The sequence below is a fragment of the Micromonospora sp. C31 genome (assembly GCF_018070575.1).
GTDB lineage: Bacteria > Actinomycetota > Actinomycetes > Mycobacteriales > Micromonosporaceae > Micromonospora.
Window position 1 is genome coordinate 46929 of record NZ_JAGPXN010000023.1, and the last position, 17115, is coordinate 64043.

14 protein-coding genes are annotated in these 17115 nt (G+C 71.6%); 12 read left to right on the plus strand and 2 right to left on the minus strand.

Features of this window, described 5'->3' with window-relative positions; genetic code table 11:
- Window positions 1-15 precede the first annotated feature (15 nt).
- Entirely contained in the window at window positions 16-1104 is a 1089-nt protein-coding gene (locus tag KBX06_RS24450) for a LacI family DNA-binding transcriptional regulator (RefSeq protein ID WP_210839058.1), read from the minus strand.
- Between the two features lie 200 nt (window positions 1105-1304).
- On the opposite strand from KBX06_RS24450, the gene KBX06_RS24455 reads away from it, so the two are divergent.
- The 12 genes from KBX06_RS24455 to KBX06_RS24510 all read left to right on the plus strand — a co-directional run bounded on the left by KBX06_RS24455 (window position 1305) and on the right by KBX06_RS24510 (window position 16130).
- Entirely contained in the window at window positions 1305-2558 is a 1254-nt protein-coding gene (locus KBX06_RS24455; protein ID WP_210839061.1) for a maltose ABC transporter substrate-binding protein, read from the plus strand.
- A complete protein-coding gene (locus KBX06_RS24460; protein WP_210839063.1) occupies window positions 2558-4198 on the plus strand; it encodes an ABC transporter permease subunit in 1641 nt (546 codons plus the stop codon). The genes KBX06_RS24455 and KBX06_RS24460 overlap by 1 nt, the downstream gene beginning before the upstream one ends.
- On the plus strand, window positions 4195-5094 hold the full coding sequence (locus tag KBX06_RS24465; protein ID WP_210839065.1) for a sugar ABC transporter permease: 900 nt from the start codon (window positions 4195-4197) through the stop codon (window positions 5092-5094). Before KBX06_RS24460 ends, KBX06_RS24465 begins: the two co-directional genes overlap by 4 nt.
- Before the next feature lie 133 nt (window positions 5095-5227).
- Window positions 5228-7039 (plus strand): glycoside hydrolase family 13 protein, encoded by a 1812-nt coding sequence (locus KBX06_RS24470; protein ID WP_210839066.1) that lies wholly within the window; start codon window positions 5228-5230, stop codon window positions 7037-7039.
- Window positions 7040-7112: 73 nt separating this feature from the next.
- Complete coding sequence (locus KBX06_RS24475) at window positions 7113-7454, plus strand: hypothetical protein (RefSeq protein ID WP_210839068.1); 342 nt, start codon at window positions 7113-7115, stop codon at window positions 7452-7454.
- Between the two features lie 275 nt (window positions 7455-7729).
- The gene (locus KBX06_RS24480) at window positions 7730-8794 is read left to right on the plus strand and encodes a BMP family protein (RefSeq protein ID WP_210839131.1); all 1065 of its coding nucleotides are present in this window, start codon (window positions 7730-7732) and stop codon (window positions 8792-8794) included.
- A gap of 264 nt (window positions 8795-9058) precedes the next feature.
- A complete protein-coding gene (locus KBX06_RS24485) occupies window positions 9059-10597 on the plus strand; it encodes an ABC transporter ATP-binding protein (RefSeq protein WP_307854741.1) in 1539 nt (512 codons plus the stop codon).
- Window positions 10594-11919 (plus strand): ABC transporter permease, encoded by a 1326-nt coding sequence (locus tag KBX06_RS24490; RefSeq protein WP_210839070.1) that lies wholly within the window; start codon window positions 10594-10596, stop codon window positions 11917-11919. Before KBX06_RS24485 ends, KBX06_RS24490 begins: the two co-directional genes overlap by 4 nt.
- 3 nt (window positions 11920-11922) lie before the next feature.
- Window positions 11923-13203, plus strand: coding sequence for an ABC transporter permease (locus KBX06_RS24495; RefSeq protein WP_210839072.1), 1281 nt, complete (start codon window positions 11923-11925; stop codon window positions 13201-13203).
- Between the two features lie 13 nt (window positions 13204-13216).
- Window positions 13217-13921, plus strand: a complete 705-nt coding sequence (locus tag KBX06_RS24500) for a cytidine deaminase (RefSeq protein ID WP_210839074.1) — start codon at window positions 13217-13219, stop codon at window positions 13919-13921.
- A 136-nt stretch (window positions 13922-14057) separates the two neighbouring features.
- Window positions 14058-15338 (plus strand): thymidine phosphorylase, encoded by a 1281-nt coding sequence (locus KBX06_RS24505; protein ID WP_210839076.1) that lies wholly within the window; start codon window positions 14058-14060, stop codon window positions 15336-15338.
- Between the two features lie 111 nt (window positions 15339-15449).
- On the plus strand, window positions 15450-16130 hold the full coding sequence (locus KBX06_RS24510; protein ID WP_210839078.1) for a DUF4272 domain-containing protein: 681 nt from the start codon (window positions 15450-15452) through the stop codon (window positions 16128-16130).
- 63 nt (window positions 16131-16193) lie between these two features.
- Here KBX06_RS24510 and KBX06_RS24515 read toward each other — a convergent pair whose 3' ends face one another.
- Window positions 16194-17105 carry a putative RNA methyltransferase gene (locus tag KBX06_RS24515; protein ID WP_210839080.1) on the minus strand — a complete coding sequence of 304 codons (912 nt, stop codon included), beginning with the start codon at window positions 17103-17105 and terminating at the stop codon, window positions 16194-16196.
- Window positions 17106-17115: the final 10 nt, after the last annotated feature.

Sequence of the window (17115 nt, forward strand, 5' to 3'; positions counted from 1 at the left end):
CCGCAGCGCGGGCGGTCAGGCCGGAACGGCAAGTGCGGGTGGGGCCGGGCGCTGCCGCGTCGAGCCGCCCGATGCCGGGCGTGCGGCGTCGGCGGGGGCGACGGCGGTGGAGCCGCGCACCACCAGCTCCGGGCGGAACAGGTACTCCGAGTTCGGGGCGGCGTGCCCGTTGATCTCGTCGACCAGGGCCCGGACGGCGGCGACGGCCATCGCGGCCACCGGCTGGCGCATGGTGGTCAGCGGCGGGTCGGTGAAGGCCATCAGCGGGGAGTCGTCGTAGCCGACCACCGACAGTTCCCCCGGCACGGACATGCCGCGCTGCCGGGCGGCCCGGATCGCGCCGAGCGCCATCAGGTCGGAGCCGCAGACGATGCCGGTGACGCCCCGGTCCAGCAGTCGGGCGGCGGCGGCCTCGCCGCCCTCCACCCCGAACAGGGAGAGCTCGGCCAGCTCGTCGAGGCCGGCCTCGTCGACGCCGACCAGCCGGCCCATCGCGGCCCGGAAGCCGGCCACCCGGCGCTGCACCGGCACGAACCGGTCCGGGCCGGTGATCAGGCCGATGCGGCGGTGTCCGAGCGCCACCAGGTGGGCCACGGCCAGCTCGGTGGCCTCGCCGTCGTCACAGGAGACGAAGGGCGCGGGAATGCCGGGCGCGTAACCGTTGATCAGCACGACGGGCAGCGGGCGGGCGATCAGGGCCCGGTAGCGGTCGTGGTTGGCGGCGGTGTCGGCGTGCAGGCCGGAGACGAAGACTATTCCGGAGACCTGCCGGTCCAGCAGCATCTCCACGTACTCGTCCTCGGTGACCCCGCCGGCGGTCTGGGTGCAGAGCACGGGGGTGAAGCCGCTCTGCGCCAGGGTCGACTCGATCACCTGGGCGAAGGCGGGGAAGATCGGGTTGTCGAGTTCGGGGACCACCAGGCCCACGAGGCCGGCGCTGCGCTTGCGGAGCCGGGCGGGACGCTCGTAGCCGAGCACATCGAGGGCGGTCAGTACGGCCTGTCGGGTCTCGGGGGCCACACCCGGGCGGTCGTTGAGCACCCGCGACACCGTGGCCTCGCTGACTTCGGCCTGTTGGGCGATGTCGGACAGTCGAGCGCGCATGGGCGCACTTTAGCTCACCGGCAAGTTCTTGCGTACACTTCTGCAAGCCCTTCCATTCTCTGAAACCCCTTGCTAACGTCCCCGCAACACGCGAGAGCAGCGGCGCAGCACGCCGGGCGCCGGTTGGCAAGAAACCTACAGAGCTTCCACTGGCGGGATCGCCCTTCCCCCGGCGTGCCGCCATGACGACAGGAGTACCGATGCGCATCCGTACCGCGGGTGTGGTCGCCGTCCTCGGCCTGGCGCTCGCCGCCACCGGCTGCGGCAGCGACAGCAGCGACGAGCCGGCCGCGAAGGAATCCACCAAGGCCGCCACCGGCGGCAAGCTGGTGATCTGGGCCGACGACAAGCGGGCCGCCGCCCTCAAGCCGTTCGGCGAGAAGTTCGGCCAGGAGAACGGCGTCACCGTCGAGGTCCAGGCCGTCTCCAAGGACCTGCAGACCAACTTCGTCACCGCCTCGCAGCAGGGCAGCGGCCCGGACGTCGTGGTCGGCGCGCACGACTGGATCGGCAACCTGGTGCAGAACGGCGCCATCGACCCGGTCCAGCTCGCCGCCGAGCAGAAGAGCGCGTTCAACGAGACCGCCGTCAAGGCCGTGACCTTCAACGGCCAGCTCTACGGCGTGCCCTACGCCATGGAGAACCTGGCGCTGATCCGCAACACCGAGCTGGCCCCCGAGGCGCCGAAGACCATCGAGGACCTGGTCGCCGCCGGCAAGAAGCTCAAGGCCGAGAAGAAGGCCAGCGAGATCCTCTGCCTGCAGTCCGGCCAGAACGGCGACGCCTACCACATCTACCCGCTCTACAGCTCGGCCGGTGGATACCTCTTCGGCACCGCCGCCAACGGCGACTACGACCCGAAGGACCTGGGCGTGGGCAAGCCGGAGTCGATCGCGGCGTTCCAGAAGATCGCCAAGCTCGGTGAGAAGGGCGAGGGCGCGCTCAAGCGTTCGATCACCCCCGAGAACTCGATCGCCACGTTCACCGGCAAGAAGTGCGCCTACCTCGTCTCCGGCCCGTGGGCCATCGCGGACGCCAAGAAGGCCAACATCTCCTACGACATCTCCCCGGTCCCCGGCTTCGCCGGTGGCAAGGAGGCCCAGCCGTTCGTGGGCGTCCAGTCCTTCTACGTCGCCGCCAAGGGCAAGAACAAGGCCCTGGCCCAGGAGTTCGTGGCCAACCACGTCACCACCCCCGAGCTGGCCGTGGCGCTCTACAACGCCGAGCCCCGCCCGCCGGCGCTGACCGCCGCCCTCGACCAGGTCAAGGGCACCGACCCGGACCTGGCCAAGTTCCAGGAGGCCGGCAAGAACGGCCAGGTGCTCCCGGCGATCCCGGCCATGGCCGCGATCTGGGACCCGTTCGGCAAGGCGGAGGCCGCCATCATCGGCGGCGCCGACCCGGCCAAGACGATCACCGCAGCCGGTAAGACGATCTCCGGCCAGATCAAGTAATGAGCACGTCGCTGTCCGGCCCGGGGGCTGCCACACAGCCCCCGGGCCGGGGGCCCCTCCGGTCCGGGTCCCCGCGCAAGCCCCGTACGGCGCGGAACCACGCGCCGATCACCCTGACCGGCCTGCTCGTCAAGGTGGTCCTGCTCGGCCTGGTGGCCGGAATCGCGATCTGGGCGGCCTTCCCGCTCGTCGAGGCCGAGCTCTGGGGCGGACTGGCGATCCTGCTGGCGACCACCGCCGGCCTGTTCTACCTCTACCTGTCCCCCCGGCACATCCCCGGCAAGTACCTGATCCCGGGCACGCTCTTCCTGGTGGCGTTCCAGATCCTCCCGGTGCTCTACACCGTGAGCACCGCCTTCACGAACTTCGGCGACGGCCACCGGGGCAGCAAGGACGACGCCATCGTCGCCATCCAGAGCGGCTCGGTGAAACAGGTCCCCGGTTCGATCCAGTACCCGCTGACCGTCGCCACCAAGGGCGACCCGGCCACCGGCGCGCTGGTCTTCCTGGTCACCGACCCCACGACGAACACCGTCTCCGTCGGCGACACCGAGGGTCTGCGTCAACTCGACGCCGGCAGCGTCACCGTCGCCCCGGGCGGCAAGGTCACCGCCGCCGAGGGCTACCAGATCCTCAACTTCGGCGAGGCCAGCAACCGGAGCAGGGACATCACCGGGCTGGTGGTGCCGACGTCCGGGGGCGCGCTGCGCTCGTCCGGCCTGTCGCGCGCCTACGAGGGCAAGGCGATCCGGGCGTACGACGCGGGCTGCGACTGCATCCGCGACAGCGAGACCGGAAAGACCTGGACCGCCGACGATTCCGCCGGGTCCTTCGTGACCGCGGACGGCGAGGCGCTGGCCCAGGGCTGGAAGGTCAACGTCGGGCTGCGGAACTTCTCGGACGTGCTCACCGACCCGGCCATCTCCGGTCCGTTCTTCGGCACGCTGATCTGGAACTTCGCCTTCGCGCTCGGCTCCACCGGCTTCACGTTCCTGCTCGGCATGGGCATCGCGCTGGCGCTGCACTCGCCCCGGATGCGCGGCACCAACTTCTACCGGGTGCTGCTGATCCTGCCGTACGCCATGCCGTCGTTCGCGATGCTGCTGGTCTGGCGGGACATGTTCAACACCGACTTCGGCCTGATCAACAACCTCTTCGGGCTGGGGGTGGACTGGTTCGGTGAGACCTGGTCGGCCCGGCTCGCGGTGCTGCTGGTGCAGCTCTGGCTCGGCTACCCGTACATGTTCCTGGTGACCACCGGCGCGTTGCAGGCCATCCCGCGCGAGCTGACCGAGGCCACCGCGGTCGACGGGGCGTCGCCCTTCCAGTCGTTCCGCGCGGTGACCCTGCCGCTGCTGCTGGTGGCGATCTCGCCGCTGCTGATCGCGTCGTTCGCGTACAACTTCAACAACTTCAACGCGGTCTACTTCGTCACCGAGGGCGGGCCCTTCCCGGCGGACAACCCGACGGCCGGTGCCACCGACCTGCTGATCACCTACACCTACCGGCTGGCCTTCGGCGCCCAGGGTGCCGAGTACGGCCTGGCCGCCGCCGTCTCGATCTTCATCTTCACGATCGTGGCGACGGTGTCGGCGATCAGCTTCTCCCGGACCCGCAAGCAGGAGGAGGTGTACTCGTGAGCACCCACGCGGACGCGCCCGTCGCCAACCGCAACGCGACCGCAAGGTCGAGGAACCGCTGGTTCGCCCAGGTGGGGTGGCGGCACCTGGTCGGGGCGCTGGCGGTGGCGTTCAGCCTCTTCCCGATCCTGTTCGTCCTCTCGGCGGCGCTCAACCCGCTCGGCACGCTCTCCTCCACGGAACTCGTGCCGACCGGCGCCTCGCTGGAGAACTTCACCAACCTGTTCGAGCGGACCGCGTTCGGCCGCTGGTTCCTCAACTCGCTGCTCCTGGCCGGGGTGGCCAGCTTCGCGTCGATCTTCCTGTCGGCGCTGGCGGCGTACGCCTTCTCCCGGATGCGCTTCGCCGGGCGCCGGGTCGGGCTGCTCTCCCTGCTGTTGATCCAGATGTTCCCGCAGTTCCTGGCGATCGTGGCGATCTTCCTGATCTTCACGAAGGTCACCGACCTGTGGCCGGTGATCGGCTTCAACACCCCGTGGGGCCTCTTCCTGCTCTACATGGGCGCCGCCCTCGGCGCGAACACCTGGCTGATGAAGGGCTTCTTCGACACCCTGCCGAAGGAACTGGACGAGTCCGCCACGGTGGACGGCGCCTCACACGCCCAGATCTTCTTCCGGATCATGCTGCCGCTGGTGGCGCCGATCCTGGCGGTGACCGGCCTGCTCGCCTTCATCGGCTCGATCAACGAGTTCGTGATCGCCAACGTGTTCCTCACCGACACCGACTCGAAGACCCTCGCGGTCGGCATGTTCGGCCTGGTGGCCGGTGAGCGCAACAACAACTTCGGGATCTTCGCGGCGGGCACCCTGCTCACCGCCATCCCGACGGTGCTGGTGTTCCAGATCCTCCAGCGCTACATCGTCAACGGCCTCACGGCCGGAGCCGTCAAGGGCTGAAGCAGAGCTGCGGCAAGGGCGTCGGCGTCCGACGTACACCGGAGCAGTCACGGATCGACCGCCGCGGTCGGGGAACCGGCCGCGGCGGGAGACCCCTTTCTCTCCCCGTCCGACCGACGCGAAAGGCGCCACCATGTCCCTGTCGCCGCACCACGACGGCTCCGCCCTGTACGTCCCCGAGCAGGAACCCGCCCTCGGCGACGTCGTCGACGTGTTCGTCCGGGTGCCGACCACCGCAGGCGTACGGCAGGTGCACGCGCGCACCACCGGCGACGGCGAGCCCCGGTTCACCGAGGCGGTCGTCGACCGCGTCGACGGCGGCGACGTCTGGTGGCGGGTCGCCGTCGAGGCCCGCAACCCGGTCAGCAACTACCGGTTCATGCTCACCGGCAGCCGCGGCTACCGATGGTTGAACGCCACCGGGGTGGTGCCCCACGACGTGCCCGACAACGCCGACTTCAAGCTGGTCACCCACGCCCCGCCGCCCGCCTGGGCCCGCGAGGCGGTGATCTACCAGATCTTCCCGGACCGCTTCGCCCGATCGGCCGCCGCCGAGGGCCGCGAGCTGCCGGACTGGGCGATCGGGTGCGACTGGGACACCCCGGTGATCGGGCGCGGCCCCGAGACGCCCCGGCAGTTCTACGGCGGCGACCTGGACGGCGTCACCGGGCGGCTGGACCACCTGGACCGCCTCGGCGTCAACACCGTCTACCTGACCCCGATCTTCCCGGCCCGCTCCAACCACCGCTACGACGCGGCCAGCTTCGACACCGTCGACCCGCTGCTCGGCGGGGACGCCGCGCTGGCCCGCCTCGCCGACGCCGTACGCGCCCGGGGCTGGCGGCTGCTCGGCGACATCACCAGCAACCACACCGGCGACGCGCACGAGTGGTTCACCAGGGCGGCTGCCGACTCCTCGGCGCCCGAGCGGGGGCTGTACTACTTCGACGAGGTGACCGGGGACTACGAGTCCTGGAACGGGGTCAGGTCGCTGCCGAAGCTGAACTGGGGCAGCGCCGAGCTGCGCCGGCGCTTCGCCACCGCCGACGACTCGCTGCTGCGCCGCTGGCTGCGCCCGCCGTACGGGCTGGACGGCTGGCGGGTGGACGTGGCGAACATGACCGGGCGGCGGGGCGCCGACGCGTACACCCACGAGGTGGCGGCGCTGCTGCGCGAGGTGGTCGCCCAGACCCGGGCCGACGCCCTGCTGATGGCCGAGCACGGCCACGACCACACGGGCGACCTGGACCGCGACGGCTGGCACGGCACGATGAACTACGTCGGCTTCACCGATCCCGTCTGGTCCTGGCTGCGGCACGGCGACGAGCCCGTGCCGAACTTCCTCGGCACCCCGGGCGGGGTGGTGCGCCGGCACGCGGACGCGGTGCTGGCCACCATGAACGCCTACCGCTCGTTGGTCTCCTGGCGGTCGTACACCCACTCGTGGCAGCTGCTGGGGTCGCACGACTCGGCCCGGATCCGCACCGTGGTCGGCGACGCCGCCCGGCAGGAGGTCGCCGCCGGGCTGCTCGCCACCATGCCCGGCACCCCGATGATCTTCGCCGGTGACGAGCTGGGCCTGACCGGCAGCAACGGCGAGGGCTCGCGTACCCCGATGCCGTGGCACCGGCCGGAGAGCTGGGACGCCTCGACGTTCGCCGCGTACCGCGCCCTGGTCGCGCTGCGCCGCGCGGAGCCCGCGCTGCGCCACGGCGGCCTGCGCTGGTTGCGCGCCGACGCGGACACGCTGGTCTTCCTGCGCGAGGCGCCGACCGGCACGGTGCTGGTGCTGGCCCGTCGCGCCGCCGGCGAGCCGCTGCGCCTGACCGGGCTGCGGCCGGCCGAGAACCTGTACGGGGGCGCCCCCGCCCTGCGCCCCGACGGCGACGGCGCGGTCAGCCTCCCGGCGGACGGCCCGACCTTCCAGGCCTGGCGCCTGACCTGACGGCGTAGTGGCGGGGCGGGACCCCTACCCGCCCGCTACTACGATCCGTCGTTGATGAGGGAGGATAGTGCACGTGGAAGCTCTGAGACTGATACTTCGCTACGTTCACCTGATCGGGTTCGCCCTGCTGCTCGGCGGTGCGATCGTCCAGTACGTCAGCGGCAGGCTGCGGATCAACCCGGGCATGCTCTGGGGGGCCGCGATCATGCTGGCGACCGGGATCGGCCTCTCCGCTCCCCTGCGCGACGGCGACGAGCCGGACCCCGCGAAACTTGTTACCAAGTTGGTGCTCGCGATTCTGATCTTCGTCATGGTGTTCTTTTCCCGGAAGCGCGACGTGGTCAACCGGGGGCACTTCGGGGCGATCATCGCGTTGACCCTGGTCAACGCCGCGGTGGCCGTCTTCTGGCGATAGCGGCACCGGCGGGGGACGACGCGCAGAATGGGACGTTCCGCGACGCCTCGCCGCGCATCTACCAGCACTTAGCGTGATCTGGCCCACCTAAGGGTTACGTAGGGGTAACAGGCGCTCAACAGTCGTGCACGATTGGCGGCCGGTGGGTGGGCGCGGGCGTACGCTCCCGTCCGTAACGTGGGATGCCGGCGGCGCACGCAGGCCGGCTCAAGGGCTGCCACCGTGCAGGACGCGGTGTGCAATGGGAAGGAGACGTCTTGCGCTCTGTGCGTGGGATGCGGATCGCCTCCGCCTTCGCGGTGGGTGGGCTCGTGCTGGGTGCCGCCGCGTGCGGTGAGGCCCCCGAGGAGAACAACAACGCCGGCAGCGGCGACAAGAAATACAGCGCCTGCATGGTGACCGACGTCGGCGGCATCGACGACAAGTCGTTCAACACCTCCGCCTGGAAGGGCCTGGAGGAGGCGAAGAAGGCCAACGACAACATCGACATCAAGTACGTCGCGTCGAAGGCCGAGGCGGACTACGAGGTCAACCTGACCCAGTACGTCAACCAGAAGTGCGACTTCATCCTGGCCGTCGGCGGCCTGATGGGTGACGCCACCTCCAAGATCGCCAAGGCGAACCCGAACCAGCAGTTCGGCATCGTCGACGCGAAGGTCCCGGAGACCAACGTCTACCCGATGCAGTTCGACACCGCCCAGGCCGGCTTCCTCGCCGGTTACCTGGCCGCCGGCATGACCAAGAGCGGCACGGTGGGCACCTACGGTGGCCTGCCGATCCCGCCGGTCACCATCTTCATGGACGGCTACGCCGACGGCGTCGCGCACTACAACAAGACCAAGGGCAAGTCGGTCAAGGTCGTCGGCTGGGACAAGGCCACCCAGAAGGGCTCCTTCACCAACGACTTCGTCAAGCAGGACGAGGGCAAGAAGGTCAGCGACGCGCTGGTCGCCCAGGGCGCCGACATCGTCATGCCGGTCGCCGGCGGCGCCGGCCTCGGCACCACCGGTGCGGCGAAGGCGTCGGGCGGCAAGTACAACACCATCTGGGTGGACGTCGACGGCTGCGAGAGCACCCAGGACTGCTCGGCGATCATCACCACCGTCGAGAAGAACATCCCGGACGCCGTCAAGGAGGCCGTCGTCAAGGCCGCCAACGGCGAGAAGCTCTCGGCCACCCCGGGCTACCTCGGCAACCTGTCGAACAACGGCGTCGGGCTCGCCCCGTACCACGAGTTCGACAGCAAGGTCCCGGCCGAGCTGAAGGCCGAGATCGACAAGCTGAAGGCGGACATCGCCGCCGGCACCGTCACCGTCACCTCCGCGGCCCAGCCGAAGTGAGGCTCCGCCGGCCACCCGCGGTGAGACGATCACCGGGGTAGGCCGGCGAGCGGTAACAGCACGACGATCCGGCCGCCCCGGCGTCGCGGGGAAACCCCCACGGCGCCGGGGCGGCCGATCCGCACCACCCGACGACGGCCCCGCGCCGCGAGCGGTCCACCGGCAGCTACGCTGCACCATCGCTTCGCACTCCAGGAGGTTGCGCTGAGACTCGAACTGCGCGGCATCACCAAGCGGTTCGGTGATCTGGTCGCCAACGACCACATCGACCTCACGGTGGAGCCTGGAGAGATCCACGCCCTGCTCGGCGAGAACGGCGCGGGCAAGTCGACCCTGATGAACGTGCTCTACGGGCTCTACCAGCCCGACGAGGGCGAGATCCTGGTCGACGGCGCGCCGCTGAAGCTGCGGGGCCCGTCCGACGCGATCGCGGCCGGTATCGGCATGGTGCACCAGCACTTCATGCTGGTGCCCGTCTTCACCGTGACCGAGAACATCATGCTCGGCGCCGAGCAGGTCCGGGGCGGCATCGCCGGATTCCTGGACCGGCGGCGGGCCCGGCGCGAGGTCGCCGAGGTCTCCGAGCGGTACAACCTGCGGGTCGACCCGGACGCGGTGATCGAGGACCTGCCGGTCGGCATCCAGCAGCGGGTGGAGATCGTCAAGGCGCTCACCCGCGACGTCGACCTGCTGATCCTCGACGAGCCGACGGCCGTGCTCACGCCGCAGGAGACCGAGGAACTGCTCACCGTGATGCGGTCGCTCAAGGCCGCCGGCAAGTCGATCGTCTTCATCACCCACAAGCTGGGCGAGGTCAAGGCCATCGCCGACCGGATCACGGTGATCCGGCGCGGGAAGACCGTCGGCACCGCCTCCCCCCAGGCGAGCCGGGACGAGCTGGCCGCGCTCATGGTCGGCCGCAGCGTCCGGCTCACGGTGGAGAAGGAGCCCGCCGCCCCCGGCAAGCCGGTCCTGGAGGTCTCCGGCCTGGTCGTCGACGACGACCGGCAGATCCGGGCGGTCGACGGGATCGACCTGACCGTACGCGCGGGCGAGGTGCTCGGCGTCGCGGGTGTGCAGGGCAACGGCCAGACCGAGCTGATCGAGGCGATCATGGGGCTGCGCCCGACGCTCGCCGGCACGGTCACCCTCGACGGGCAGCCGGTGCACGGCTGGTCGACCAAGAAGGTGCTCCGCGCCGGCGTCGGCTACGTGCCCGAGGACCGCAGCGTCGACGGCCTGGTCAAGGAGTTCTCCGTCGCCGAGAACCTGGTGCTCGACATCTACGACCGGCCGCCCTTCGGCAAGGGCCTGGCGCTGAAGCCGGACGCCATCGCCAGGTCGGCCAAGGAGCGGATCGAGCAGTTCGACGTCCGCACCTCCTCGGCCGACGCGCCCGTCGGCACCCTCTCCGGCGGCAACCAGCAGAAGGTCATCGTGGCCCGGGAGCTGTCCCGGCCGCTGAAGCTCCTCATCGCCGCCCAGCCGACCCGCGGCGTCGACGTCGGGTCGATCGAGTTCATCCACAGCCAGGTCATCCGGGAACGGGACGCCGGCACCGCCGTCATGGTGGTCTCCAGCGAGCTCGACGAGGTGATCGGCCTGGCCGACCGGATCGCGGTGATGTACCGCGGCCGGATCATCGGCATCGTCGGCCCCGACACCCCGCGCGAGGAGATCGGCCTGCTCATGGCCGGCATCACCCCGGACGCGGCACCCGCCGCCGCGACCGGCACGACCCCGGCCGACGGCGGCGCGGCGGCCCCCGCCGCCGAGAGCCCTGGTAACGAGGACGAGGCATGACCAACCCGAACCCGGGCTCCCCGGACAAGGAGCCGGCGACCGAGGCGCACGCCGCGCAGGCCGCGCTCGGCAACACCGAGCGCGCCGAGACGGCCACCTCCCCGAAGGCCCCGGCCCCGGAGCCGAAGCCCTCGCTGGGCCGGCTGTTCCTGGACAACCTCTGGGCGGCGAACACCTTCACGGTGACCCTGCTGTCGCTGGTGCTGGCGATGGTGGTCGGCGCGATCCTGATGATCGTTTCCGACCCCGAGGTGCTGGCCACCTACAGCTACATCACCGCCCGCCCGACCGACGCGCTCAACGCGAGCTGGACGCTGGTCAGCGAGGCGTACGGGAACCTGTTCAAGGGCGCGGTCTTCGACCCGGACGCGGTCGGCTTCCAGGCGGCGATGAGCCCGATCTCGGAGACGCTCACCTACACCGCGCCGCTGGTCTTCACCGGCCTGTCGGTGGCGCTGGCCTTCCGGGGCGGCCTGTTCAACATCGGCGCCCAGGGTCAGGCCGTCATGGGCGTGATCCTGGCCGCGCTGGCCGGCTTCCTGCTGCCGCTGCCGCCCGGCCTGCACCTGCTCGTCGCGGTGCTCGCCGGCGCGCTCGGCGGGGCGATCTGGGGCTTCGTCCCGGGCATCCTCAAGGCGCGTACCGGCGCCCACGAGGTGATCAACACGATCATGCTCAACTACATCGCCACGTACTTCCTGACCTGGATCATCGTGCAGAACGGCGTCCAGGACCCGAACCGTACGGACGCGATCAGCCGGCCGGTCGACGGCTCGGCCCAACTGCCCCGGCTGCTCGGCGACGGGCTGCGGGTGCACGCCGGCATCATCCTGGCGGTGCTGGCCACCTGGGCGGTCTGGTGGTTGCTGAACCGCTCCACGCTCGGCTTCGAGCTGCGCGCCGTCGGCGCCAACCCCGACGCCGCACGGACCGCCGGCATCAGCGTCACCCGGACGTACGTCCTGATCATGGTCTTCGCCGGGATCCTGGCCGGCCTCGGCGGCTCCAACATGGTGCTCGGCTCCACCGCCAGCGCGCTGACCCCGCTGGTGGTCGCGCAGATCGGCTTCGACGGCATCCTGGTGGCGCTGCTCGGCCGGGTGAAGCCGTGGGGCGTCGCGCTGGCCGCGCTGCTCTTCGGCGCGCTCCAGGCCGGCGGCAACCGGATGCAGTCCTACTCGGGGATCTCGCTGGAGCTGGTCACCGTGCTCCAGGCGCTGATCGTCATCTTCATCGCCGCGCCGGCCCTGGTGAAGGCGATCTTCCAGCTCCGGGCCGCCCGCGCCGCCCGGTTGCAGACGAGCCTGGCGAAGGGCTGGTAACTCATGTCCACCATGGCTGTCGAAGACGTCGCCGTCGCCGGAGTCGACCAGGGCTTCTGGACCCGTACCCGCAAGGTCGGCGCCGTGCTGCTCGCCCTCGGCCTGCTGGCGACGGTGCTGTTCGGGGCGCTGGCCACCGGCGAGCAGGCCCGCTTCACCCTCAGCGAGGACTCCGCCGGCGCCGCGCTCGAGATCCACGGCACGGTCGGCGCGATCGGATTCGGCCTCCTCGCGGTCGCCGCCGGCGTCGCGATGCTCGCCGGGCTGCCGAAGCGCTGGTTCACCCTCGTGCTCGGCGTCGGCCTGGTCGGCTTCGTGCTGTCGTTCCTCTGCTGGCAGGTCTCCGACGCGCCGGCCGGGCAGAACTTCATGCCACTGGTCAACATCCTCCGGGGCACGTTCGTCCTGGCCCTGCCGCTGATCTTCGGCGCCCTGGCCGGTGTGCTCTGCGAGCGCTCGGGCGTGGTCAACGTGGCCATCGAGGGGCAGCTGCTGATGGGCGCCTTCAGCGGCGCGCTCTTCGGCAGCCTCACCGGCAACATCTGGGTGGGCCTGGTCGCGGCGGCCGTCGGCGGCGCGTTCATCTCGCTGCTGCTGGCCGTCTTCTCGATCCGCTACCTGGTCGACCAGGTCGTCATGGGCATCGTGCTCAACCTGCTGGCCGTCGGCGTCACCGGCTTCCTCTACGAGCGGCTGATGCAGACCAACGCGCAGAAATACAACAGCGCCCCCCGGTTCAGCAACTGGGAGATCCCGCTGCTGTCGGACATCCCGCTGCTCGGCCCGGCGCTGTTCCGGGGCAACATCTTCCTCTACCTCGGCCTGCTGCTGGTGCTGGTCATCCACATCGCGCTGTTCCGCACCCGGTGGGGCCTGCGCACCCGCTCGGTCGGCGAGCACCCCACCGCCGCCGACACCCTGGGCGTCAAGGTGCTCGGGCTGCGCTACCGCAACGTGCTGCTCGCCGGGGTGGTCGCCGGTATCGGCGGCGCGTCGTACACGCTGGCGCTCTACTCGTTCACCAAGAACATGATCGGCGGCAAGGGCTTCATCGCCCTCGCCGCGCTGATCTTCGGCCGGTGGAGCCCGACGGGGGCGCTGCTCGCGGCGCTCTTCTTCGGCTTCGCCGACCAGCTCGCCACCTACCTGGGCGCGATCAACAGTGTGATCCCGAACCAGTTCCTGGCCATGCTGCCCTACCTGGCGACGATCCTGGCGGTGGCCGGGCTGGTCGGCCGGGTCCGGGCGCCGGCCGCCGACGGCAAGCCGTACATCAAGGGCTGACGGGGAGTACCACATGGAGATCGACTGGGAGCGGCTGCGGGCCGCCGCCACCGAGGTGATGCGGCACGCGTACGTGCCGTACTCGAAGTTCCCGGTCGGGGCGGCCGCGCTGGTCGACGACGGCCGGGTGGTGGTCGGCTGCAACGTGGAGAACGCCGCGTACGGCGTGGTGCTCTGCGCCGAGTGCGGGGTGGTCTCCTCGCTGCACGCCACCGGCGGCGGCCGGATCGTGGCCCTGTCCTGCGTCGACGCCACCGGCGAGCCGCTGATGCCGTGCGGCCGGTGCCGCCAGCTGCTCTGGGAGCAGGGCGGGCCGGAGTGCCTCGTCGAGGCCAGCTCTGGGCCGCTGCGGATGGCCGAACTGCTGCCGCACGCGTTCGACGTGGCCGACCTGGAGGCGGTGACGGGGGAGTCCCCGGTGCCCGTGGTGCCGGATCGGCTGGCCGCCTGGCGTGGACGCGGCACCGTCTTCGTGCACCCCGACCTCTCCGCCGGCCAGCAGGTCTGGACGGCCTACTGGGAGCGGTCCGCGGGCGACGACGAGGGCGCCGAGACCGGCGTGCTGGAGGAGGGCCCGAGCTGGGACGAAGCGGCGGAGGCGATCGCCTGGGGCCTCGCCCGTACGCCCCGGGTGGTGGTGGTGGACGCCTCGGGCACGATCTTCTGGGCCGGCGAGGGGGAGCCGCCGATGGAGATCCCTGCCCGCTGGGCGGGTTGAGCTTAGGGCTGGGGCCGACCGTGCCCGGCTCCGGGCGGTCAGGCTTGATCCCTCCGCCGGGCACGGCCGTCCCGATCCCTCGGTGGGCGCGGTCCGCGTGCCGGTATCGCCATAACGACGAGAGAGATCCTTTGTGATGAGTGGGTTTGCGGCGGTCGATGTCATTCGGGTGAAGCGGGACGGGGGTGTGCTCTCCGACGCGCAGATCGACTGGGTGGTGGACGCGTACACCCGGGGGGTGGTCGCCGACGAGCAGATGTCGGCGCTGGCCATGGCGATCCTGCTGCGCGGCATGACCGCACCCGAGATCGCCCGGTGGACCGCCGCGATGATCGCCAGCGGGGAGCGGCTCGACCTCGCCGCCGTCGACCGGCCGACCGTCGACAAGCACTCCACCGGCGGCGTCGGTGACAAGATCACTCTGCCGCTCACCCCGCTGGTCGCCGCCTGCGGCGCCGCCGTGCCGCAGCTCAGCGGCCGGGGCCTCGGGCACACCGGCGGCACGCTGGACAAGCTGGAGTCGATCCCGGGCTGGCGGGCGGCGCTGAGCAACGACGAGTTCACCGCCCAGCTCCGCGACGTCGGCGCGGTGATCTGCGCGGCCGGCGCGGGGCTCGCCCCCGCCGACCGCAAGCTGTACGCGCTGCGCGACGTGACCGGAACCGTCGAGGCCATTCCGCTGATCGCCAGCTCGATCATGAGCAAGAAGATCGCGGAGGGCACCGGTGCGCTGGTGCTCGACGTGAAGGTGGGCTCCGGCGCGTTCATGAAGTCCGTCGAGCAGGCCCGCGAGCTGGCCCGGACGATGGTCGAGCTGGGCGGCGCGCACGGCGTGCGTACGGTCGCCCTGCTCACCGACATGTCCACCCCGCTGGGCCTGGCCATCGGCAACGCCGTCGAGGTGACCGAGTCCGTCGAGGTGCTCGCCGGGGGCGGCCCAGCCGACGTGGTCGAGCTGACCCTGGCGCTGGCCCGCGAGATGCTCGACGCGGCCGGGCTGCCGGACGCCGACCCGGAGGCCGCCCTGCGCGACGGCCGGGCGATGGACTCGTGGCGGGCGATGATCCGCGCCCAGGGCGGGGACCCGGACGCGGCGATGCCGACCGCGAACGAGGTCGAGGTGGTCCGCGCCGAGGCGGACGGTTACGTCGCGGCAGTCGACGCGTACGCCATGGGGGTGGCCGCGTGGCGGCTCGGTGCCGGGCGGGCCCGCAAGGAGGACCCGGTCAGCGTGCCGGCGGGCGTCGTGCTGCACCGGCGCCCGGGCGAGGCGGTGCGGGCGGGCGACCCGCTCTACGAGCTGCGCGCGCAGGACGCCGCCCGGATCCCGGCGGCGCGGGACGACGCGGCGCGGGCGGTGCGGATCGCGCCTGCGGCACCCACCGCGACGCCGCTGGTCATCGAGCGGATCGGCTGAGCGCGGCGGTCGCCGGGGTGGCATGGTGCCCGCCCGCTCGGAGCGCTATCCTCCCTGGCCAAGGGGGGACAACCGGCGCCGAGTCGTCGCGAGCAGACAGGATCTTCCGCCGTGACCGTACCTGCCCCCGATCCACGGGAGGTGCGTGAGGCGAGCCTGGACGAGTTGTCCCGGCTGCGTCTCCCGCTGCCGCCCGCCCAGTTCCCGCTCGTGTGGGAGCCCGGCGACCAGGTCGAGCTCCGCCCCACGGTGGAGATCGAGGCCCGCATCGCCGTGCTGCACCTGATCCTGGCCCGCTGCTTCGGGATGCCACCACAGGCGGCGATGAGCTGGCTGCTCGCCTCGCACCTGGTCGACACGGTCACGCCGCCGGAGTTCCAGTTCGTGACCGGCGGCAAGGGCGACCACCGGTCGTTCGTGCTGCACCACGACGCGCTCTTCGCCCTGGCCTGGGTGCTCGGTCTGACCAAGCAGCTCGACCCGACGCTGCCGGTGGACGAGCGGCTGGTGGAGCGGATGCCGCACATCCCGGAGGGGGAGACCTTCGGCCAGTGGCGGGCCCGGATCCTCACCGCACCGCAGCACCCGGCCGACGCGGCCGCCCTGCTGGACCTGCACTACTGCCTGGACTGGGCGTACCTGGAGACGGAGCGGGCCGGTCGGACGCCGCCCGGGCTGGTCGACGCCAACGCGATCGGCCAGCGCCGCTGGGCCCTGGAGTGGGCGGTGATGCTGCGCGGGCCGTACCACGACGAGCCTCCCGGCTGGGAAGAGGTCGACCTCTCCACCTGACCCGGCCTGCGGTGTTAGGAAGGGCACCTTCCTAACGTCTGAGGTAGAGGAAGGGTCCCCTCCTTACACCTCGGTCGGGCGCCAGACGGTCAGCCGAACCGCGACGGTGACCCGGACGGGCTCGGCGAGGGCGGCGACCCGGGCGGCGAGCCCGGCCGGGTCGGTGTGCCAGGCGCTGGGGCCCATCCCGACCAGCGTCGCGACCTCCGGGCCGGTCAGCGCCAGCTCCCGCCGGTGTTCGGCCGCCGTCACCTCGGTGAAGTGCCCGCCCAGGCTCTCGGCGACCCGGTCGGCCTTGGCCGGGTCGACCCGCAGCAGGCCGAGGACACCGACCAGTTCGGTGAGGTGGTCGGCGGCCGGCGTCACCACCAGCAGTGACCCGGCCGGGTCGAGGACCCGGTGGAACTCCGCGCCGTTGCGCGGCGCGAAGACGTTCAGCAGCACGGCCGTGCCCGCGTCGGCCAGGGGTAGCCGCTGCCAGGTGTCGGCGAGCGCCGCCGCCGCGCGCGGGTGCGCCCGGGCGGCCCGGCGCAGCGCCGGCTTCGACACGTCGAGGGCGAGACCCACGGCGTCCGGCAGCGCCGCCAGCACCGCCGCGAGGTGCCGGCCCGTGCCCGCTCCGGCATCCACCACCAGGGGGTACGTCCCGTCAACGCGCGCCCCGGCCTGGTTTCCGCTCGGCAGGCGCCGGGGAGCCGCCAGGTGGCCCACGGCCTCCGTGGCGGCGGCGGCGAGTGCGGCCGAGACGAGGTCGTAGTGACCGGCGGAGAGGAAGTCGGCGCGGGCGGCCACCATCTCGGCGGTGTCCCCGGCGTGCGGGGCGCGGCCGGCGAGCAGGTTGACGTAGCCCTGGCGGGCCACGTCGAAGCTGTGTCGGCGCGGGCAGCGCAGCGCGCCGGCGCCGCCGGTGGCGACCTCGGCCAGCGGCTGGGCGCAGACCGGGCAGCGGAGCCGGTCGACGACGCGGGGGTCCACGTCAGGCGCC